The sequence below is a fragment of the Salinibacillus aidingensis genome, assembly GCF_039522525.1.
In the GTDB taxonomy this organism is placed as follows: Bacteria; Bacillota; Bacilli; order Bacillales; family Alkalibacillaceae; genus Salinibacillus; species Salinibacillus aidingensis.
Window position 1 is genome coordinate 123,548 of sequence record NZ_BAAADO010000004.1, and the last position, 18,763, is coordinate 142,310.

Here is an 18,763-nt window from a genome sequence, read left to right on the forward strand (position 1 = left end):
ATCACGGATAAACGGCCAGTAAATTCCTGATAAGTTCAACTAACCATCAGTGAGGGATGGAGAAAACCCCCACTGATGGAAGTTTCACTTTATGGTTATTTTAAAGATATTTCCTCAATCTCTTCATTCCTTCTTTGAGGGTTTCCATATCATAGGCATAGGAAATTCTCATATAGCCTTGGCCCAATGGAGAAAAGGCATCACCTGGAACAAGAGCCAGTCCCGCTTTTTTGACTAAATCAAGTCCCAAATCAAATGAGGAACTGTCCCCCACAGGGAATTTAGGGAATAAGTAAAAGGCGCCATCCGGCATAACGGTCTCCAGCCCCATATCTACCAGCTCCTGATAGACAAAATCCCGTCTTCTTTTATATTCCTCCCGCATGAACGTCGCATCTGATTTTCCTTCCGTCAAAGCCTCCAGTGCTGCATATTGACTAATACTTGAAGGACAGGAAACATTATACTGGTGAACCTTAAGAAGATGTTTGGCAATGTTTTCTGATGCCAGTACGTAACCAATTCTCCAGCCGGTCATCGAGTGGGATTTTGACAGTCCCTGAATAATAATGGTCTGTTCACGAACAGCAGGGAAGCTCCCAATGGATACGTGAGGCTTTTCATAGGTTAATTCAGCATAGATTTCATCTGCCAGAAGAAAAATAGATTTTCCCTGGATCAGTTCAGCAATCTCCTGTAATTCCTCCTTTGTTAAGGTTACCCCTGTAGGATTGGAGGGATAAGGAAGGACAATGCATTTAGTCCGGTCCGTTATGTATGACTCCAGAACGTCAGCCGTAGCTTTAAAATCATGATTTCTTGTATCTGCAAAAACAGGCGTTGCTCCAGCTAAACGAATGAGAGGTTCGTACCCGGGATAAACCGGTCCAGGGAGAATGACTTCATCACCAGGAGACAAAATAGTCCGGAACGTAATATCAATGGCCTGAGATGCACCCACAGTTGCAATAATTTCATGTTTTGGATCATACTGCAGCCCATATTTCTCACTGACAAAGGAAGAAATCGCCTCTCTAAGAGGAAGCATCCCTGCATTGTGTGTATAGGTTGTACGATTTTGGTCAATCGCTGTTTTTCCTGCCTCTTTCACATGGTCCGGTGTGTAAAAGTCGGGCTGTCCTATGGTTAAAGAAACAATATCCGACTCTCCGGAAACGAGGTTGAAAAACTTTCGTATCCCGGATATTTCAATGTTTTTTACGTTAGTATTAATGAATGATTCCATGTTATCCCTCCAAAGTTGTTACAAAATGTTCAAAATCTTTCAATGTATTCAGAAAATTCTTTGTTAAAATAGAATTGTAAGAAAATTTAAGGCATTGAAAGGGGTTATCGTATGAGACCGAGATTACCAGGATTTCAGGATTTAGTAAATGAATATAAAGAAGAATTAATGCGTGACGAGAAAATCATGAAAGAAATTGATATAAAAATAGAGAAAAAGCATAGTGATTCAGAAAAAGAAACGACAAAGCCATCATTTAACTAAAACCATTCACACCAAACCTATCATACCATTCCTGATTTTAATTGAAAAAAATATACCAGGGAAGAAGGGGGTTATTACCGCGTAACCCCTTTTTTTCCTGCTGTGCCCGCAATGCTGTTCTGATTTCTGTCCGGCCATTTTTCCAATAGAATCACAGCCCCTATAATACACGCCATACCAGCTGCTTGAAAGACCGAAAAAGCTTCACTGAACAATGTGATTCCAATGACGGTCGCAACAACAGGCTCAATCGTGGAAAATATAGCGGCTTTGGATGCTTCCACTTCTTTCAGCCCGATCGTATAAATGATATAAGCAACGGCCGTTGGGAGCAATCCCAGTCCAATCGCATAGAACAAGGCAGCTGGCTGTGTGAAGATGTATATTTTATCATAGGGAAAAAACGGTAAACAGCCGGCGGTGGCAACGATAAATGTATATAAGGTAATCGTTTTGCTGTGATAGGTTTCCAAGGCATATTTGCTGAAAATACTGTAAAGAGCATAGCCTAATCCGGAGCCAAGACCAAATACAAGAGCCAGCCATTGAAAATTCTGCCCCAGTGAAGGAAGGATTTCAACAATCAGAAGAATCCCCATCATGGACAATAACAGGGCTATAAATTTTTTCTTCGTAAAGGCTTCCTTAAATAAAATTCTCGACAATATAGCAACGATAATAGGTGCTGTATATAATAGAGCTGTTGCAATAGGTAAAGTAGATAAATTCATCGTGGTAAAAAGACAGAAATTAAAAAACACAATACTGAAAATTCCGGTTCCAATAAAATATTTTCCATCCTTAATGGTTTTAAGCTTAAACATCTTCTTTTCCGTCAGTCCGAAATACAGGATTAACAGAATAGCCGTGCTCGTTACCCGAAGAGTCACAACTTCAAAAGGTGTAAAGCCAAATTCATATAAATGGTTGACGTACCAGCCAATCGTTCCCCATAGGGCCGCCCCTGTAATAATAAGAATAAGTGCACGCTTCATGGAATGCTGCCTCCTTCATTACGGCTATTATACGCAAATCACAGAAAAACATAAAGATTATAAAGTGAAACTTCCATCATTGGGGGGGTTCTCCATCACCCACCTAGTCTTGTTGGGTTACCCTCAAGACTTAAAGTGGGGGTATTACGGCCAGTACATGCGTGATGAAAATTCCCGGTTCCTATGTATATCCTTCGTAAAATTATGCAAGAATGCTAATGCCAGGAGGGATATATATGAATCCACTATTCGAATGGGCGGTGAATCCTGCAAAGCTTGCTCCGTTAGGGTTCACAGATGCTCATATTCATTTTGGAGCAGGTTTTCTCGCCATCATAGCTTTCTATTTTTTCTTTCGCCCGATTATACGCTGGTTAATCGATCTCGATTGGAAAAAAGCACTGACCTTCCTAACGGTTAGTGGAATCTACCTGTTTATCACAACCTGGATTGAGCTGTATCAGGGATTAACAGGGACAGGAAATATGGAATGGAGAGATTTAGCCAATTCCACGTTAGCTATGATCTCGTTTGGAATATTCCTGTTTATCAGTCATCTGATTTCTTCTATAATAAACTATATGAAAACACGGAAAAAGAAAACCGTTCCACAGCAAAATGCCAGAGTTTGAAGAGCATGCACTTATCATGCTCTTTTTTTGTGGTATTTCACATCATAACATTTCACACAGAGTTTAAGTACGTCTTCAAGTGTTTCATCACGTCTGAGTTCATAAAAATAAAATCTTTTAGAATACATCATTTTTATAAAACTATTTTCCCATCAAAATGGTCATATATAGTGAAGTGTTAAAAGGGGAGATTTTTCATGGGAGAACAACAGCTGGTAAAAAGGGCCAGAAAAGGGGACGATGAAGCTTTTTATGAACTGCTTCAAACGGTAAAGTCATCACTTTATCGAACGGCATACCGGTATTTTGGGAATGAACATGATGCCCTTGATGCTGTCCAGGAGGTTACTTGTAAAGCTTATTTAAAGCTACATAACCTGCGAAAACCAGGACATTTTAAGCCCTGGATATTAAGGATTATGATGAACTATTGTCATGATGAATGGAGGAGACGAAAGCGAACACTTCCGGTAGAAGAGATTTTCTCAGTTACATCTTATGATGAAGATACAGATAGGTATTTAATACTAAGAGATTTACTGCTTGATCTTGATCCAAAAATGCAGGAGATTATCCAGTTAAAATATTTTGAGGATTGGACATTAAGTCAAATCGCGGAGTGGAAAAGAGTCCCTGAAGGCACCATTAAAACCAGGCTGAATCGCGCTTTGAAACAGCTGCGATTCGAGTGGGAGAAAGGAGAGGAAAGGCATGTCTGATAAGGATAAGTGGTTGAAAGAGTGCAAAGAGTCTGATATGCAGATTCCAATATCTCCAAAAATTGATGATCATATTAAAGCCGGGATCCAGCAGGCACGGCTGAAGCAAACCAGGAAAAGGAGGATCTCGCAAATATTCAGCGCTTCTGCTGCAACCGTGATGGCGGCTTCGATTTTATTCATTGCAGGTCTTTCTGTTTTCCAGGATCAGGACCATTCAAATCAACAGGGTGATTCACTGCGAAATTCGGATCAAGAAATGAAGGATCAGCCTTCTCCACAGGACCATGAAGCGGAATTTACGAATTGGACAGAACCCAATGAGAACTATACAGGATTTGCAAGGCAAATAGAGCAGAAGGAGACACATGATGATATAACATTTACTGTAAAAGAGGTAGTGGCAGATTCAAACCAGCTTGTCATTAACTATTCTATCCATATAGATGGACCACCTGTAAAAGAACTCACAATAAGTAACCTGAATCTTGCAGGAGAGAATGGGGAATCACCAATAGGCAAGGTGGCTGAAAGGAAAAAGAGTATCGCAATTAACAATGAGAGCAATAGCCGGTCAGGAGAAATGAAAATCGAATTAGCCGGTTTATCGGCCGAGCAATTACAGTCCTCTGGAGATACATGGACACTTGAATTACAATTTAGCCGAGCTGAACAACCATTTACTTATAAACTGCCCATCAATTCAAACTGGTTTAATAGTAAGCATTATGAACTGAATAAAGTAGTAGACGTAAACGGACAAAAACTAGTGATTCATGATGTTATCCTTCACCCAACAGTTTCCAAAGTAATCTTATCAAGACATCCGGATAATGATGAGCAAATTTTAGGTATTCATCGATTAGCTCTTCGAAATGGGGAGATCAATCAGTGGTCATCACTGGAACCTGTATTTTTCACTTTGGATAGTGGTAAAAGAATGATTACCCTGCAGAATAATTACAGGCAGGTACCTGATGATTTATTATTAAGTTTTTCCAAGGTACTTGCTGTCGATGAAGGAAAAGAGGAGATTGTATTAAATCTGAAAAATGAAAAATTGGAAGGGGCACCGGATTGGATGTCTGTAGAACAAGTTGAAAAGAAGAATGACGACTACCACGTTACATTCCAAGTAAGACGTGAATTGAAAACTCCTCAATTCCTTCAACCAGTCTACAAAACGCCGGATGGAGAAAAAGGCTCAGTATCACCCTTTAGCAGGAGAACAAATCAAACACAATCGAACACAGTGACCCTTATATCTTCTGTTTTTTACAATGTTCCAGAAACGAATAAGCTTCGTTTTCACACTCAGATCATCGACAAGGAATATAATGAGGAAATTACAATTCCTTTAACAAGCCAGAACTAATGACAAATCCTTACACATAAAACATGTGTAGGGATTTTCATTTTCCTGAAACCTTTGGAAAGCCTATGTCGTATAGAGAAATGGAGGTGAAACACTTGGAAGTCATATCTCTAATCATGGTCTTTTTATTTTTCGGTTTTATTCTTTTAGTATTAAATGTCATCACAAGTATATGGGCTTATCGTGATTCAGTACGTAAAGGAAACAGCAAGGAATATGCCATTGTCGTTCTCATTGGTACCTTGTTTTTTCCTATCATAGGACTCATTGTTTATTTAATCATACGGAATGATTAGCTTCACAATACTAAGGTAGTAGCTGTTACATCGTTTACTAATCATAAATCTATGCACTAGATATTATGTATAAATGAAATCTGTAAAGAAAGGATTGATTTTTGATGATTGTAACAACAACAAGTACATTGCAAAATAAAGAAATTGTGGAGTATATCGATGTGGTATATGGCGAGGCGATTATGGGTGCCAATGTTGTACGGGATTTTCTTGCGGGGATTTCCGATATTGTGGGCGGACGAAGCGGAACCTATGAAGGCAAACTGTCAGAAGGCCGGGAAATCGCTGTGCGTGAGATGAAGGAGAAGGCCTCCAATTTAGGAGCAAACGCAGTGATCGGTGTCGATTTGGACTTTGAAACACTGCGGGACGGAATGATGATGGTAGTAGCCTCGGGTACAGCTGTAAAAATAAACTAAACAGAAAGCCAGCCATCACACAAGTGATGGCTGGCGTTTTTTAACGGTCAAAATAGCTTCTGGAGGCCGGATTCCGCCTTCCTCTGCCAAGCAGGGAAGTGGTAGCCGCTTGCTGGTAGGCTGAATAACGATTTCCGCGGTTTTGGGGCTTCCACCCTAAATAGGAATACAACGTTTGCTTTGCTTTTCTCAGATTCAACTGAGGTTTAGGGTTCCGATAGGATTCATCAAGAGCTCCAAGATGTTTGTACTGCTTAAAATCATCCCGCTTAGGTGGTACATGAAAATAATAGTCGTCAACCTGAATTAATAGTGTGGAATGCTGTTGACTATACTTGGGGTGATTGGAATAGTGGAGGCCTATTTTTTTGGCCTTTTTTTGTTCAAATAGCTTTTGAATGGTTTTTTGCTTTAATGTATAAAGCTGCCGTGGGTCTGGTGCTGCTTTTGCATGTCGATTGACGACAGCAAGTGCTTCGGCAATTTGTCTTGTTGAAATAGGCTGTTCGTCCTGTTTCATTTAGATATCTCCTTTTAATCTATCTCTTATTAACTAGAGTTTAACACAATTTTCAGGAAAAAGGGGGAAAAATCAGTAAGACTTCTCTTACTGATTCATATATTTTTTCAAATCACTCATAAGATTTTTAATTCCTTTTGGTTGTAGGCCATTGTACTTGTTAATGACGTGTCCATTCGGGGCAATTAAATAGAATGACGTGCCGTGTGCAACCTGCCCGTCCATTTTTGTAACCAGGGTTTTAAAAGAATCGGCAGCAAAGGTTTCAATTTCCTTCTGAGAATATCCGGTCAGAAAGTCCCAGGTGGAGAAATCCGCATTGAAATTCTTCCCGTATTTTTTCAGAATTTCGGGTGTATCAACATTCGGATCGACACTAAAAGAAATCAGGCGTGTATTTAAGCCTTCATCCTTCAGCATATTTTGTAAACGTACCATATTAGGTGTCATGGTAAGGCATACATCCGGGCATTGTGTGTAGATAAAATCAGCAACCCAAAATTCACCCTTCAGATCCTTTAATGTTACTTCCTTACCGTCCTGATTTACCGCTGTAAAATCCTGTACTTCAATATCCAGCGTACCTTCATAGCTTTGTTCTGACTGATTACCATCTCCGGATCCATCCTTTTGTCCGGACTGATTTCCTTCGCCACAGGCCGATAAAATCAGAACCGCGGAACTTAGCAGGATGAATAAAAAAACGTTCCATTTCATATTTCTTCCTCCATTGGTTATATTCAGCTTCATTGTAACAAGAAGTATCGTCTTGTTAATATCCCATTGTGACAAAATCCTAACAATATATCACGAACTGTAACCCCTGTTGATTTTAAACATTTTCGAGCTTTTCTAAATAATAGATGTTGATTTCCGGGCGGCACAGAAAACGGAATGGGAGGCGTGTTGTACCGATTCCGCGACTGACAAACAATTGAAGCTGCTGATCGCCCAGTGTGAATTTTCCCTCTACATACTTATTGGCATAGGGCGGGGTGATCAAATGTCCAAAAAAGGGGATCTGAATTTGTCCGCCATGACTGTGAGCGGAGAGCTGAACGTCCACGGGGTACCGCAACGTTTGATCAGCAAAATCAGGCTCATGACACATTAACAAAGTAAACTTATCAGGGTCTGTACCTTCCAAGGTTTGGTGCAGATCCGGCTGTCCCAGCATAACATCATCGAGTCCTGCTAACTGAATCCTGGCATCCTTTAATGGAATATCTGCTGACTGATTCTGCAATAATTGGAAGCCTCCAGAATCCATCACCATCTGAATTTTTTCTGTCCCGTATCCACCGTGATCATGATTCCCATATACCCAGTACTTCCCATAGGGGGCCTTGATATCCTTAAGAATCGGAATACACGCTTCAAGCTGAGCCGATGAATAGCTGTTCGGATCATCCGCTAAATCGCCGGTAAACAATACTAAATCAGGGGTTTGATCATTTATCTTTTTTACAAGATCCCGCAACTTAGTTAAGTCATAGTGGAAGCCCAGGTGAGTATCACTGAATTGCAGAATTTTAAACTGGTTAAAGGAGCTGGGCACCCTGGGAGATTGAATGGTTTCCTCCTTGATGGTTAACATGGAGGGCTCTATATATTTGGAGTAATAATAGGTTCCGCCGCTAAGGCCTAATGTACCTAATAGTCCATATGTAAACCGTTTTAAAAAAGAACGTCTTGATATTTTCTGGTTTCTCATCGTATTCTCCCTTAAATAAAATGAATCATTTGTATTATAGCATGTTCGTTTATGGTATTGACAGCTAAAAATAAGTGCTTTAAAAGAAGGAGTTTTCATTTTTTCAACGAATGGTTTCAGTAGATGAAAGGGAAGGCACAAAAAAGCCGGCTAATGTAGCCGACTGTCAGAGGAATCATTTTAGTCATGATTTATGCGACAATATAATAAAATATGGAGAAGAAGTGAAATCCGCTGCCAAATAAAACAAAAATGTGCCAGATTGCATGATGGTAGGGGAACCCTCTCCACAGGTAAAAGATCGTCCCAATGGAATAGCACAATCCACCAGTGATCAAAAGCACAATTCCATTATAGGCCATTTTGGATGTTAGCGGTTCCCACGCAACGACGACAAACCATCCGAGCAGGATATAAAGAACAGTAGTCAGGATGGTATATTTGCGGATGAAAATCATTTTAAAGATTATCCCGAACAATGCAATTCCCCAAACGGAACAAAACAAAATCCAGCCAATCTTTCCTTTTAATAATAGCAAAGTAATAGGTGTATAGCTCCCGGCAATAAACAAAAAGATGGAGCTGTGATCCAGCTTGAGGAAAAGCTCCTTTAATCTGCCTGAGGGCACTAAATGGACAAACGTTGACGAGGTATACATGAAAAACATAGACAAGCCATATACGGACACAGAAAAGATGCGCCAGAAGCTGCCTGATTCCGCAGCATAAAGAATCAGATAGGAAAGGGCAAATAAACTAAGTATGGCACCAATGGCATGGGTGATTCCATTTACCAGCTCTTCTTTTTTGGTGTAAGTATACATGTGATCACCATTTCCGATGAATTTTAGAGTTTTTACACAGGAACGAGCTGCAATCCCGCCTCCATGCTTCTGTAAAAACGAAAGGTGAAAGGTAGGGTACAGCTCGTAAAAAAACCTGATAAGTTTCGTTCGCAATGAATAGCGACGCGGGCCAAAATTAAGGAAGTCTCAAATTTGTATGTATGCTTTAGGGTTCACGATTTCTTATGATTTACACCTGTTATCATTTGCCATAGCTATTAATTCATACGTCATCATAGAATTTGCTTATATTCAGTTTACGTATAAGCCCAAAAAGTGTGTCTCGTTTTAAAAAGAGAACAATGAGCCGAACCACATTTTTACCTTTCACATATTATATTAAAAAGATTGAAGTGGGTGATTTTATGTACTTTTACTGTTTAGAATGCTGTTCTATGACGGAAGATGAGCATTTTTGTCCTGAATGCGGAAGTATGACCATCCAGCCCATCGAAATCAACGTACATGACCAATATCGTAAATATGACGACCACAATGAAGACTAGTGTTTTATAGCGGACAGTACATCTTTCTAATATTACTGGGTTTTTCCAGTAAACCGGATACGTGTACCTTGAGATTGAGGGATAAATGGCCCAATAAAAAGGTACACGTTATAAGTAGGATTTTGTGAGCAAATATGTTAAACTATAATTGGTTTGTTTTGGTATTCGCTGCAAACCGGGATCAGAACAATCCCGCCTCATTTTATCCCTGCAAAGCCCCCACTGACGGAAGTTTCACTTTATCTCCTGTGCGTAAAGGAGTGACGGAAAATGTTAAGCATACAAAGCACAGAAATTCAGCAAACAAAAGTAAAAGATTTAATGATTCACGCAGAAAAGGTAGCAAATGTACAAAGTCAGAACCCTTTGGAACACGCGTTATTGGTTCTTGTGAAAACGGGATATTCAGCCGTACCAGTATTAGATTCCGATTTTCATTTTGAAGGCGTTATCAGTAAGACGATGATTATTGAAAGCATTCTTGGCATTGAACGGATTGAGGTTGAGAAGCTGTCGAATTTACGGGTCAAATCCGTAATGGAGAAAGAATTTCCTACCTTAAACAAAGAAGACGGATTTATGCAGGGGTTAAAAGTTGTGGTTGACCATCCATTTGTGTGTGTCGTGGATGAGGATGGTTATTTTGATGGCATACTCACGAGAAGAGCCATACTGAAGAGACTCAATCAGTACTTACATGAAAACTTTTACCAGAATGAACAGTCTCAGGGATAACCCTTTACTAATCATAATAATACAAACAGTAGTGAGCATCGACTTTATGTCGGTGCTTTTCCTATGTTTAAAATATTTCTCGGGGGTATTAGGAGCCAAATTATGGTAAAAAAAGAGAGAAGGCACTCGATCATAAATGTATGCTTATATCTTCAAGTCTTTTTTGAATCTTGAGGCAGGGGTCTTACTGCCCGATAAGACGGGAAAAAGAAAGAAAAGGATGGTTAAGGCCATGTACCTTACCATTGTTTCACACACCTTTAGGGGTTTTAATGTCATTTTATTACGCATTAACTGGCCGTAATACCCCCACAGCCCCCACTGATGGAAGTTTTACTTTATGTTTCTAATTAAAAATACCACAAATGGCCTTAATTGAATATAAGTAAATGTTCCGATTAGAAATACAAAACACATACATACCTGTACATTTTTTGTAAAGTGGTTTATTGAGCTAATAGACCTGTTGGAATTGATCAAATCGCTTTAGAACCATCGGGAAAACTTGACACACACTTTCCCTTGCCAGTGTTCGGGTGTTTTGGTAAAGTTAGAGGAAAATGGAATAGAAGAGGTGAATAGGGATGAAGATGATGGATGCAAATGAAATTATTCAATTTATATCCGATAGTGAAAAATCCACTCCTGTTAAGGTTTATGTGAAGGGTGGAGGACTGAATAATCTTGAATTTGGTGAGAACATTCAGGCTTTTGTTGAGGATACAACCGGTGTTTTATTCGGTGAGTGGAAGGATATCAAAGCCTTTTTAGATGTACATAAGGATGAAATCGCGGATTATAAAATTGAAAATGACCGCCGTAATTCAGCGATTCCGTTGCTGGATCTTAAAAATGTCAATGCACGGATTGAGCCGGGTGCGATTATCCGCGACCAGGTTGAGATTGGTGATGGGGCAGTCATTATGATGGGGGCAAGCATTAACATCGGCTCGGTTGTTGGTGAAGGAACCATGATTGATATGAATGTTGTCCTTGGTGGACGAGCTACCGTAGGAAAGAACTGTCATATCGGTGCAGGCTCCGTGCTGGCAGGTGTGATTGAGCCACCTTCTGCCCAGCCTGTTGTGATTGAAGATGAGGTTGTTCTTGGCGCAAATGTTGTTGTCCTTGAAGGAGTTACAGTTGGTAAGGGGGCTGTTGTTGCAGCAGGTGCCATTGTAACAGAGGATGTACCGCCAAACACCGTTGTCGCTGGTACGCCGGCAAAAGTGATTAAAGAAATTGATGAACAGACGAAAGGAAAAACGGAAATTAAGCAGGAGCTTCGAAAATTAGATCAGTAAAAAGGAGAGTAGCAGGAGGGTAAATCTTCCTGCTATTCCTTTTGAAAAGAGGGGTTTTTTATGAACTTTAATGAGATGATTCGAATACGACGCGAGCTGCATCAAATTCCTGAGCTTGGGTTTAAGGAAGTAAAAACCCAAAAGTATTTGCTGGACTATATTCACTCCCTGCCTGACGACCATATTGAAGTGGAAACATGGCGAACAGGAATATTTGTCAGAGTCGAGGGGACAGTTGGAGAAAAAACCATTGGGTACCGGACGGATATAGATGGTCTCCCGATTACGGAGGAAACAGGATTTGAGTTTCAATCCAGGCATGAAGGTCAAATGCATGCATGCGGTCATGACTTTCATATGACGATTGCACTCGGAATTTTAACCGAATTAGTCGAGCATCGCCCGGAACATCACGTGTTAATGATATTTCAGCCTGCAGAAGAAGGGCCGGGTGGAGCAGCACCAATGCTGGAGTCAGAACCGATGAAGAAATGGTGGCCGGATACAATCTTTGCCTTACATATTGCCTCGGAATTACCGGCGGGAACAGTTTCCACCAAAGAAGGACTGCTTTTTGCCAACACAAGTGAATTGTTTATTGATTTAAAAGGAAAAGGCGGGCATGCTGCTTATCCTCATCAGACAAAGGATATGGTCGTTGGCGCAAGTGCACTCGTCACCGATTTACAGCAAATTGTAGCTCGTATGATTGATCCACTGGATGCTGCTGTTCTTTCCATTGGGAAAATTACCGGGGGAACCGTGCAAAATATTATTGCAGAGGAAGCCAGGCTGGAAGGAACGATTCGCACCCTTAATGCCAGCACGATGGATTTTATCAAGTCCAGAATTGAGAAAATGACAGAGGCGATCGAACTGCGTTTTGATTGTAAAGCAACCATTGACTACGGTTCAAATTATTATCAGGTGTGGAATCAGAAAACATACACGGACCAATTCGAAACGGAAATGAATCGTATTCATGTTCCCTTCCAAAAGGCGAATGAGGCCATGACAGGAGAAGATTTTGGCTACATGTTAAAGGAAATTCCAGGTTTTATGTACTGGCTTGGGGTAGATTCTCCTAATGGTTTACATCACGCTAAATTGAATCCGAAAGAGGAAGCGATCCAAACAGGGGTAAAGGCTGGCGTACAAATGCTTCATCATCTGAAGTAATGATTTGTATACTTTTCCATCACCTGGATAAACTATGAGGGATGATTAACATACGTGGATTTCGCCAAGTGTTGAATCCCGGATTAAAAACGGGGTAAATCCACGATGCAACACCATTCATAATAATGATTAATCAACTAGGAGGAATAACATGAGTCGTGTTGGCGTAGAAGAGTCCCTTACAGATGTGAAAAGTGCATTGCAGGAAAAAGGATATGATGTGGTTGATCTGCACAGCATGAATGATGCTCAGAATTGTGATTGCTGTGTAGTAACCGGCCAGGATCAGAATGTGATGGGAATGACTTCAGATGTTCCGGACGCATCCGTTATCCAGGCGAAAGGAATGACTGCCCAGGATGTGTTACAGGAAGTAGAGGAAAGATTGGATCGTACATCCTGATTACTTAGTGACGTCGTCGGAATTTTAGAATTCAAAATAAAAGAGGCTGGGACATAGTCGATTTACCTTTAGCGATAACACTTTTGTCCCAGCCTCTTTTGTTATTTCTGTTCCGTCAGAATTTTTGGTCCTTCTTTCGTAATGGCGATGGTATGTTCATATTGCGCGGATAACTTTCCATCGATGGTTCTTGCAGTCCAGCCATTATCATCCATCATAGACTGCCAGGCACCAACGTTTACCATAGGTTCAATGGTAATGACCATGCCTTCCTTCAAACGAGGACCTTTACCAGGAAGTCCGTAGTGCAGGATTGACGGCTCCTCATGCATGGATTCACCGATTCCATGTCCAGTGAATTCACGGACAACAGAGAAATTTTCGCCTTCTACATAGGATTGAATGGCATGCCCAATATCTCCAACCCGATTACCTGGAACAGCCTGCTCAATTCCTTTATAGAGACTGGTTTTGGTTACATCCAGCAGGCGCTGCTTCTCCTCATCAACCTCTCCAACAGCATAGGACCAGGCTGAATCGGCCAGTGCACCATTTAATTTGACGACCATATCAATGGTTACGATATCCCCATCTTTTAATGGCTCATTCCGGGGAAATCCATGACAAATCTCATCGTTTACAGATGCACAGGTTGCATAGGGATATCCCTGATAGCCCTTTTGCTCTGCTGTAGCTCCATGCTTAGCTAAATACTTTTCAACAAACTGGTCTATTTCCTGGGTCGTAACTCCAGGTTTTATCATTTTGGCAATTTCTTTGTGGGTAGATGCCAGCAGTTCTCCTGCTTCGTGCATTAACGTGATTTCACGTTCACTTTTTCGACTGATCATAAGGTGATTCTCTCCTGACTTTTTTTGTTTCTTCTATCCCATTATACACAAATAAAGGAAAAGTTTGAACTTATCCCTGTTCTGATTTTGAAATGTACACCTGGTGTGGGTAAGGAATTTCAATACCGGCGTTTTCAAGGCCCTGCTTAATTTCTTTTCTTAAGTCCCGTTCGACTGCCCATTGTTCCATGTTTTCTGTCTGGGCAATAATTCTAATCACCACATCAGAGGAGCCGAAGCTTTGGACTCCAACAACATCCGGGCCTTCCTTAACCCGATCATCCTTGTCTGCGAACTGATCACATACATTTTGCAGTACTCGTAAGGCTTCGTCAATATTTTCATTATAGGAAATCCCAATATCCACTAAAGCCTGCATATTGCCGCGGGAATGATTACTGACATTAGAGATGTTTCGGTTCGGGATATAGTGAAGGGTCCCATCAAATCCGCGCATTTGCGTCGTTCTTAAGCCAACCTCTTCCACAATTCCGGATAGACCGCTCATCGTTACATAATCGTCCACTTCAATTTGCTTTTCCAGCAGAATAAAAAAGCCGGTCACCACATCACTGACAAGCCCTTGTGCTCCAAAGCCGACAGCCAGTCCGATCACGCCGGCTCCAGCAAGCATAGGAGTAACCGGGATATTAAAAATTCCGAGAATAGTAATCACCAGAATAAAGATAAGGACGTAGCCGTAAATATTTTTCAGCAGCTTTTCCAGCGTTTTTGCCCTGGCCTCACTTAACCGCTGCTTTTTACTGGTTTTGGTCATGACAGATGATATAAGACGCTTTCCGAGTGGGGAAAGGATAGCATATGCAATAAATACCAGTAAAATTTTAAAAGCGGTCGTCATGATATTCTGTAAAACAGGATGAAGCTGAAAATCGAAAAATTCCACTTTTATCTCTCCTATTCTTGATTCGTTGATCGCAGGGGAATGATCAGAAAATTTCGATTTCTGTCTCTTATTGAAGATTCCTTATTATGTATACCACAAATCTGTTCGGTTAAACAATGAATGAGAAAAGACTGTCGAATAAGCGGAATATTTTGGGTATTCTGGTTTAATTTGCAGGAAAGTGGCGATAATAAATTACTGGGTGTAAGAAAGATTATTTTCACTTACTTGATTTGGAGGGATTACATATGGCAGAACGTATGATAGGAAAACAGGCCCCACGATTTGAAATGGATGCGGTACTTCCAAACAGAGAATTCGGCAAGGTTTCACTGGAGGAAAATATGAAGCATGAGAAGTGGACGGTCTTATTTTTTTACCCGATGGATTTCACCTTTGTGTGTCCGACTGAAATCACCGCTTTATCTGACCGTTATGAGGAGTTTGAGGATCTGGATGCTGAGGTTATCGGGGCTTCAACGGACACGATTCATACCCATTTAGCCTGGATCAAAACGTCCAGAGAGGATAATGGACTTGGAGATGTAAAATATCCGCTCGCGGCAGATACCAATCATGTAGTGTCCCGGGAATATGGGGTAATAATTGAAGAAGAAGGGGTAGCGCTAAGAGGGTTATTTATTATTAACCCTGAAGGTGAACTCATGTATCAGACCGTCAATCATAATAATATCGGGCGGAGTGTAGATGAAACGTTAAGAGTCCTGCAGGCCCTTCAGACAGGAGGACTTTGCCCCGTTAACTGGAAGCCCGGACAGGAAACATTGGAAGTGTAACACATCATAATACAATCACATTTAATAAAGAAAAAAGGTCTAACATTTCGTTAGGCCTTTTTAAATGAAAAGAAGGGGAGGAGAATTGATGAGATTAAGACAGGAAATGCCTGATTTGTCAGGAGCAACTGCCACAATAAATGGACGTAGGACGAAAGAGGAACTGATAGGGGAAGAGCCTGTACTTATCCATTTTTGGTCCACAAGCTGCGGAACCTGCAAAAAAGTCATGCCAAAGATCCACCAAATCCGTGATCATTACGCGGACTATCTGAATGTCGTATCCGTTCACATGCCAAGGAGTGAGTCAGATAAGGATATTGACCATGTAAAGGCAACAGCAAATGAATACCATATCACTGAGCCCATATTTGTCGATAATGATTTAACTTTAACCAATGCTTTTAAGATTAAGCAGGTACCTGCGTATTTTGTTTTTGATAAGGAAGGAAAGCTTCGTCATACACAGACAGGAGGAAATGGTCTGAGGATGCTGACAAAACGAATTCAGCGGGTTTTAAGCCAAAGGTAAGAATTCGTAAGGGAACATTCTTCACCAGTAACGGAACTTTTTTCATTGGTTGTGCCAGGCCATCTGAATCCATACTAAAGGTGTATCCATCCTTTAAAGGAGTGATTCAGATTGGCCAACCAGCAGATGAACAATCCATCCATGAATCCAGTTCCGACACCTGGTGGAAATGTTACATTTAACCATGGTGGTCATGAAGTTCTTGATCTTCATGAGGTTCTATCCGGGCTTATTGGGCAAATGGAGCAGTATATGCTTTATAAAGAGCATATTCAGGATCAGGAGCTCATGACGATTTGCCAAAATCAATCTGCGTTTATGAACTCACAGTACAACATTATGGTAGAGGCCTTTTCTACAGGGAAGGACCCATCCATGCCAACATCGAGCTATAAAATGAATCAGAGCAATGATGTCACTTATGGTTTAACCCCATCCCAGCCATCCAAACCAAAACAATCGGTTAGTGAATTGGATGACAAATGTATATCCAGCTTTATGATGGGGCTTGCAAAGGCAAATGCCACGGCCATGACTACGGCGTCATTAGAAGCAACAAATCCTGTCGTGCGTCGGGTTTTAGCAGACAGCATACCAAACTTTATTGAAATGGCCTATGAGCTGTTCCTTTATCAGAATAAAAATGGCTACTATCAGGTTCCGCAGTTAGCCCAACAGGATATGCAGCAGATTTTGAATTCATTTGCTAAATCTCCAATGCCAGGGCAACCGGGACAAAATAATCTTCAATAAATGCACAGTAAAGGCTTAGAGGTTGTTTCCTCTAAGCCTTTACTGTGCATTTATACGCGATCCTTTAATCAAAATAAGATTAGAAAAACTCATATAATCCCTGTTCAAAATATTGAAATTCCTCTTTCGAAATCTTGTAACGTTTATAGCCCTCGTAAAAAGTATTTAAGTACTCTTCATTCCCCATAATTCCTCTTATTGCTAAGGATTCATCTTACCTAGGGTCTCCAATTGTCATCCCTCTACATCGATAAATAATCCAACTTCTCCGTTTGATACGAGTACATTGTCAGTTGTACAATCTCTTTCACTATTTATATCTGCGTCTTTTTTCCTGTTCCATAAATAAGAAAAGGGTTTCATATGGCGAATGATTAATGTATATAATAATCAGAAAATCAGAAAATTATGAAATAGGAGAGTGAATATGATAGCATTAAGCAGAGTTATGTTAATTTTAAGTCTCGTTTTAGCCTTGTTATCTGTACCTTTTACAAGTCTTGCTGAGGAAAATCAAAAGAAAAACTCGGGGAATAGCTATCCCATTGTAATGGTTCATGGTCTGATGGGCTGGGGAGAAGGTGAAATGGGTGGCTTTCATTACTGGGGTGGACTGCAGGATATTCAAGCTAACCTGAATGAACAAGGTTTTCAGACTTATGTAGCTACTGTAGGGCCTGTATCCAGCAACTGGGATCGTGCCGTTGAGCTATATCATTACATAAATGGGGGCACTGTTGATTATGGAGCCCGGCACGCCAAAGAACATGGTCATGATCAATACGGAAAAACCTTCCCGGGGATTTATACAGAATGGAATCAAAAAAATAAAATTCATCTCGTTGGTCACAGCATGGGCGGACAGACGATTCGAACGCTTGTGGACTTGCTGAAGGATGGATCCGAGGCAGAACGAAGCTACGCGAAAGAGCAGGGGATGGAGTTATCGCCATTGTTTAAGGATGGAAAGAGCCAGGTTCAGAGCGTGACGTCACTGGCCACCCCTCATAATGGTTCAACCTTTGCTGATGAAGAGCTTGTGGTTCCTTTAATTAAGAAAATGGTTATGCATGCAGCAGCTATGGGTGGATTGTCACAGGACAGCCTGGTTTATGATTTTAAGCTCGAGCATTGGGGATTGGAAAGAGAAGAGGGAGAGTCCTTCCTGTCCTATGCTGATCGCATTTACAATAGTTCTGTCTGGGAAAGGCGGGATATTAGTCTTTATGATTTGACGACTCCCGGGGCAAAGGAGCTGAATGAATGGGTCGGGACACATCCGGATGTCTATTACTTTTCCTTTATAGGCCAGGCCACTTATGAGGATTGGTTAACCGGACGTTCTCTGCCTTCCTTATCCATGAGTGCAATGCTGGTCCCTTCCAGCCTCTTTATGGGATCGTATACAAGGAATCATCCGGACCCTGCTATTGATGAAAGCTGGTGGCCGAACGATGGGCTGGTAAACGTGGTTTCAGGGAAGTATCCATTCAGCCAAAAGCATGAAGCGTACGATTATGGAGAAAAAGCGCAAAAAGGTGTGTGGAACCATTTTTCAGTGCAAAATGGCTGGGATCACCTCGATCACATTGGCATTAATGCAAAGGATGCTTTAGGAATCCATGACCTTGATGGCTTTTATCAAAAACTGGCCGCACATCTGCAAAGACTGCCTTAGCTTATACAATGCCTGTCTGAAATGATGACAGGCATATTTTTATGTTCAATTATAAAAATTAAAAAAATTTAAGCAAAAGGGTAGATATTTATT

23 protein-coding genes and 1 pseudogene are annotated in these 18,763 nt (G+C 40.9%); 15 read left to right on the forward strand and 9 right to left on the reverse strand.

The features are described 5' to 3' along the window. Nucleotides 1-100: 100 nt before the first annotated feature. On the reverse strand, nt 101-1,246 hold the full coding sequence (locus ABD006_RS10615; RefSeq protein WP_343840694.1) for an aminotransferase A: 1,146 nt from the start codon (nt 1,244-1,246) through the stop codon (nt 101-103). Nucleotides 1,247-1,357: 111 nt separating this feature from the next. On the opposite strand from ABD006_RS10615, the gene ABD006_RS10620 reads away from it, so the two are divergent. Continuing rightward, entirely contained in the window at nt 1,358-1,510 is a 153-nt protein-coding gene (locus ABD006_RS10620; protein ID WP_343840696.1) for an FbpB family small basic protein, read from the forward strand. A gap of 74 nt (nt 1,511-1,584) precedes the next feature. On the opposite strand, the gene ABD006_RS10625 is transcribed toward ABD006_RS10620, so the two are convergent. Further along, complete coding sequence (locus ABD006_RS10625) at nt 1,585-2,505, reverse strand: DMT family transporter (protein ID WP_343840698.1); 921 nt, start codon at nt 2,503-2,505, stop codon at nt 1,585-1,587. A gap of 236 nt (nt 2,506-2,741) precedes the next feature. On the opposite strand from ABD006_RS10625, the gene ABD006_RS10630 reads away from it, so the two are divergent. From ABD006_RS10630 to ABD006_RS10650, 5 genes are all read left to right on the forward strand, one after another. Further along, complete coding sequence (locus tag ABD006_RS10630) at nt 2,742-3,137, forward strand: hypothetical protein (protein ID WP_343840700.1); 396 nt, start codon at nt 2,742-2,744, stop codon at nt 3,135-3,137. Between the two features lie 197 nt (nt 3,138-3,334). Then, a complete protein-coding gene (locus ABD006_RS10635) occupies nt 3,335-3,856 on the forward strand; it encodes a sigma-70 family RNA polymerase sigma factor (RefSeq protein WP_343840703.1) in 522 nt (173 codons plus the stop codon). After that, a complete protein-coding gene (locus ABD006_RS10640) occupies nt 3,849-5,231 on the forward strand; it encodes a DUF4179 domain-containing protein (RefSeq protein ID WP_343840705.1) in 1,383 nt (460 codons plus the stop codon). The genes ABD006_RS10635 and ABD006_RS10640 overlap by 8 nt, the downstream gene beginning before the upstream one ends. Nucleotides 5,232-5,347: 116 nt before the next feature. After that, a complete protein-coding gene (locus ABD006_RS10645; RefSeq protein WP_343841500.1) occupies nt 5,348-5,527 on the forward strand; it encodes a PLDc N-terminal domain-containing protein in 180 nt (59 codons plus the stop codon). Between the two features lie 104 nt (nt 5,528-5,631). Then, nucleotides 5,632-5,946: a YbjQ family protein gene (locus tag ABD006_RS10650; protein WP_343840707.1), complete on the forward strand. Its 315-nt coding sequence runs from the start codon at nt 5,632-5,634 to the stop codon at nt 5,944-5,946. Between the two features lie 40 nt (nt 5,947-5,986). Here ABD006_RS10650 and ABD006_RS10655 read toward each other — a convergent pair whose 3' ends face one another. The 4 genes from ABD006_RS10655 to trhA form a co-directional block, all read right to left on the reverse strand. Further along, the gene (locus ABD006_RS10655) at nt 5,987-6,466 is read right to left on the reverse strand and encodes a YkyB family protein (protein WP_343840709.1); all 480 of its coding nucleotides are present in this window, start codon (nt 6,464-6,466) and stop codon (nt 5,987-5,989) included. Between the two features lie 87 nt (nt 6,467-6,553). Then, nucleotides 6,554-7,183, reverse strand: a complete 630-nt coding sequence (locus tag ABD006_RS10660; protein ID WP_343840712.1) for an SCO family protein — start codon at nt 7,181-7,183, stop codon at nt 6,554-6,556. A 115-nt stretch (nt 7,184-7,298) separates the two neighbouring features. Then, nucleotides 7,299-8,180, reverse strand: a complete 882-nt coding sequence (locus ABD006_RS10665; RefSeq protein WP_343840715.1) for a metallophosphoesterase — start codon at nt 8,178-8,180, stop codon at nt 7,299-7,301. Between the two features lie 191 nt (nt 8,181-8,371). Further along, a complete protein-coding gene (trhA, locus tag ABD006_RS10670; RefSeq protein ID WP_343840718.1) occupies nt 8,372-9,004 on the reverse strand; it encodes a PAQR family membrane homeostasis protein TrhA in 633 nt (210 codons plus the stop codon). A 323-nt stretch (nt 9,005-9,327) separates the two neighbouring features. On the opposite strand from trhA, the gene ABD006_RS10675 reads away from it, so the two are divergent. The 5 genes from ABD006_RS10675 to ABD006_RS10695 all read left to right on the forward strand — a co-directional run bounded on the left by ABD006_RS10675 (nt 9,328) and on the right by ABD006_RS10695 (nt 13,152). Then, on the forward strand, nt 9,328-9,531 hold the full coding sequence (locus ABD006_RS10675) for a hypothetical protein (protein WP_343840721.1): 204 nt from the start codon (nt 9,328-9,330) through the stop codon (nt 9,529-9,531). A 270-nt stretch (nt 9,532-9,801) separates the two neighbouring features. Further along, nucleotides 9,802-10,266, forward strand: a complete 465-nt coding sequence (gene cbpB / locus ABD006_RS10680; RefSeq protein ID WP_343840724.1) for a cyclic-di-AMP-binding protein CbpB — start codon at nt 9,802-9,804, stop codon at nt 10,264-10,266. A 584-nt stretch (nt 10,267-10,850) separates the two neighbouring features. After that, nucleotides 10,851-11,570 carry a 2,3,4,5-tetrahydropyridine-2,6-dicarboxylate N-acetyltransferase gene (gene dapD / locus ABD006_RS10685; protein WP_343840726.1) on the forward strand — a complete coding sequence of 240 codons (720 nt, stop codon included), beginning with the start codon at nt 10,851-10,853 and terminating at the stop codon, nt 11,568-11,570. 60 nt (nt 11,571-11,630) lie between these two features. Further along, nucleotides 11,631-12,749, forward strand: coding sequence for an N-acetyldiaminopimelate deacetylase (locus ABD006_RS10690; RefSeq protein ID WP_343840728.1), 1,119 nt, complete (start codon nt 11,631-11,633; stop codon nt 12,747-12,749). Between the two features lie 151 nt (nt 12,750-12,900). Continuing rightward, nucleotides 12,901-13,152 carry a YkuS family protein gene (locus tag ABD006_RS10695; protein WP_343840731.1) on the forward strand — a complete coding sequence of 84 codons (252 nt, stop codon included), beginning with the start codon at nt 12,901-12,903 and terminating at the stop codon, nt 13,150-13,152. A gap of 101 nt (nt 13,153-13,253) precedes the next feature. On the opposite strand, the gene map is transcribed toward ABD006_RS10695, so the two are convergent. Continuing rightward, nucleotides 13,254-14,003, reverse strand: a complete 750-nt coding sequence (gene map / locus ABD006_RS10700) for a type I methionyl aminopeptidase (RefSeq protein ID WP_343840734.1) — start codon at nt 14,001-14,003, stop codon at nt 13,254-13,256. A gap of 70 nt (nt 14,004-14,073) precedes the next feature. Beyond that, entirely contained in the window at nt 14,074-14,865 is a 792-nt protein-coding gene (locus ABD006_RS10705; protein WP_343841503.1) for a mechanosensitive ion channel family protein, read from the reverse strand. 293 nt (nt 14,866-15,158) lie between these two features. On the opposite strand from ABD006_RS10705, the gene ABD006_RS10710 reads away from it, so the two are divergent. The 3 genes from ABD006_RS10710 (at nt 15,159) to ABD006_RS10720 (ending at nt 16,992) form a co-directional block, all read left to right on the forward strand. Further along, the gene (locus tag ABD006_RS10710; protein ID WP_343840738.1) at nt 15,159-15,707 is read left to right on the forward strand and encodes a peroxiredoxin; all 549 of its coding nucleotides are present in this window, start codon (nt 15,159-15,161) and stop codon (nt 15,705-15,707) included. An 88-nt stretch (nt 15,708-15,795) separates the two neighbouring features. Next, the gene (locus tag ABD006_RS10715) at nt 15,796-16,239 is read left to right on the forward strand and encodes a TlpA family protein disulfide reductase (protein ID WP_343840741.1); all 444 of its coding nucleotides are present in this window, start codon (nt 15,796-15,798) and stop codon (nt 16,237-16,239) included. Between the two features lie 126 nt (nt 16,240-16,365). Next, the gene (locus tag ABD006_RS10720) at nt 16,366-16,992 is read left to right on the forward strand and encodes a spore coat protein (protein WP_425542221.1); all 627 of its coding nucleotides are present in this window, start codon (nt 16,366-16,368) and stop codon (nt 16,990-16,992) included. A gap of 79 nt (nt 16,993-17,071) precedes the next feature. On the opposite strand, the pseudogene ABD006_RS10725 reads toward ABD006_RS10720, so the two are convergent. After that, nucleotides 17,072-17,295 (reverse strand): annotated as a pseudogene (locus ABD006_RS10725) (aminoglycoside phosphotransferase family protein); the annotation flags it as partial. 124 nt (nt 17,296-17,419) lie between these two features. On the opposite strand from ABD006_RS10725, the gene ABD006_RS10730 reads away from it, so the two are divergent. Then, complete coding sequence (locus tag ABD006_RS10730) at nt 17,420-18,670, forward strand: esterase/lipase family protein (RefSeq protein ID WP_343840746.1); 1,251 nt, start codon at nt 17,420-17,422, stop codon at nt 18,668-18,670. Nucleotides 18,671-18,763: the final 93 nt, after the last annotated feature.

Excerpts from the sequence above, each read along its gene's own strand:
- ABD006_RS10615 (WP_343840694.1), bottom strand. The coding sequence starts at position 1,246 with ATGGAATCATTCATTAATACTAACGTAAAAAACATTGAAATATCCGGG.
- ABD006_RS10620 (WP_343840696.1), top strand. The coding sequence starts at position 1,358 with ATGAGACCGAGATTACCAGGATTTCAGGATTTAGTAAATGAATATAAA.
- ABD006_RS10625 (WP_343840698.1), bottom strand. The coding sequence starts at position 2,505 with ATGAAGCGTGCACTTATTCTTATTATTACAGGGGCGGCCCTATGGGGA.
- ABD006_RS10630 (WP_343840700.1), top strand. The coding sequence starts at position 2,742 with ATGAATCCACTATTCGAATGGGCGGTGAATCCTGCAAAGCTTGCTCCG.
- ABD006_RS10635 (WP_343840703.1), top strand. The coding sequence starts at position 3,335 with ATGGGAGAACAACAGCTGGTAAAAAGGGCCAGAAAAGGGGACGATGAA.
- ABD006_RS10640 (WP_343840705.1), top strand. The coding sequence starts at position 3,849 with ATGTCTGATAAGGATAAGTGGTTGAAAGAGTGCAAAGAGTCTGATATG.
- ABD006_RS10645 (WP_343841500.1), top strand. The coding sequence starts at position 5,348 with ATGGTCTTTTTATTTTTCGGTTTTATTCTTTTAGTATTAAATGTCATC.
- ABD006_RS10650 (WP_343840707.1), top strand. The coding sequence starts at position 5,632 with ATGATTGTAACAACAACAAGTACATTGCAAAATAAAGAAATTGTGGAG.
- ABD006_RS10655 (WP_343840709.1), bottom strand. The coding sequence starts at position 6,466 with ATGAAACAGGACGAACAGCCTATTTCAACAAGACAAATTGCCGAAGCA.
- ABD006_RS10660 (WP_343840712.1), bottom strand. The coding sequence starts at position 7,183 with ATGAAATGGAACGTTTTTTTATTCATCCTGCTAAGTTCCGCGGTTCTG.
- ABD006_RS10665 (WP_343840715.1), bottom strand. The coding sequence starts at position 8,180 with ATGAGAAACCAGAAAATATCAAGACGTTCTTTTTTAAAACGGTTTACA.
- trhA (WP_343840718.1), bottom strand. The coding sequence starts at position 9,004 with ATGTATACTTACACCAAAAAAGAAGAGCTGGTAAATGGAATCACCCAT.
- ABD006_RS10675 (WP_343840721.1), top strand. The coding sequence starts at position 9,328 with ATGAGCCGAACCACATTTTTACCTTTCACATATTATATTAAAAAGATT.
- cbpB (WP_343840724.1), top strand. The coding sequence starts at position 9,802 with ATGTTAAGCATACAAAGCACAGAAATTCAGCAAACAAAAGTAAAAGAT.
- dapD (WP_343840726.1), top strand. The coding sequence starts at position 10,851 with ATGAAGATGATGGATGCAAATGAAATTATTCAATTTATATCCGATAGT.
- ABD006_RS10690 (WP_343840728.1), top strand. The coding sequence starts at position 11,631 with ATGAACTTTAATGAGATGATTCGAATACGACGCGAGCTGCATCAAATT.
- ABD006_RS10695 (WP_343840731.1), top strand. The coding sequence starts at position 12,901 with ATGAGTCGTGTTGGCGTAGAAGAGTCCCTTACAGATGTGAAAAGTGCA.
- map (WP_343840734.1), bottom strand. The coding sequence starts at position 14,003 with ATGATCAGTCGAAAAAGTGAACGTGAAATCACGTTAATGCACGAAGCA.
- ABD006_RS10705 (WP_343841503.1), bottom strand. The coding sequence starts at position 14,865 with ATGACGACCGCTTTTAAAATTTTACTGGTATTTATTGCATATGCTATC.
- ABD006_RS10710 (WP_343840738.1), top strand. The coding sequence starts at position 15,159 with ATGGCAGAACGTATGATAGGAAAACAGGCCCCACGATTTGAAATGGAT.
- ABD006_RS10715 (WP_343840741.1), top strand. The coding sequence starts at position 15,796 with ATGAGATTAAGACAGGAAATGCCTGATTTGTCAGGAGCAACTGCCACA.
- ABD006_RS10720 (WP_425542221.1), top strand. The coding sequence starts at position 16,366 with ATGAACAATCCATCCATGAATCCAGTTCCGACACCTGGTGGAAATGTT.
- ABD006_RS10730 (WP_343840746.1), top strand. The coding sequence starts at position 17,420 with ATGATAGCATTAAGCAGAGTTATGTTAATTTTAAGTCTCGTTTTAGCC.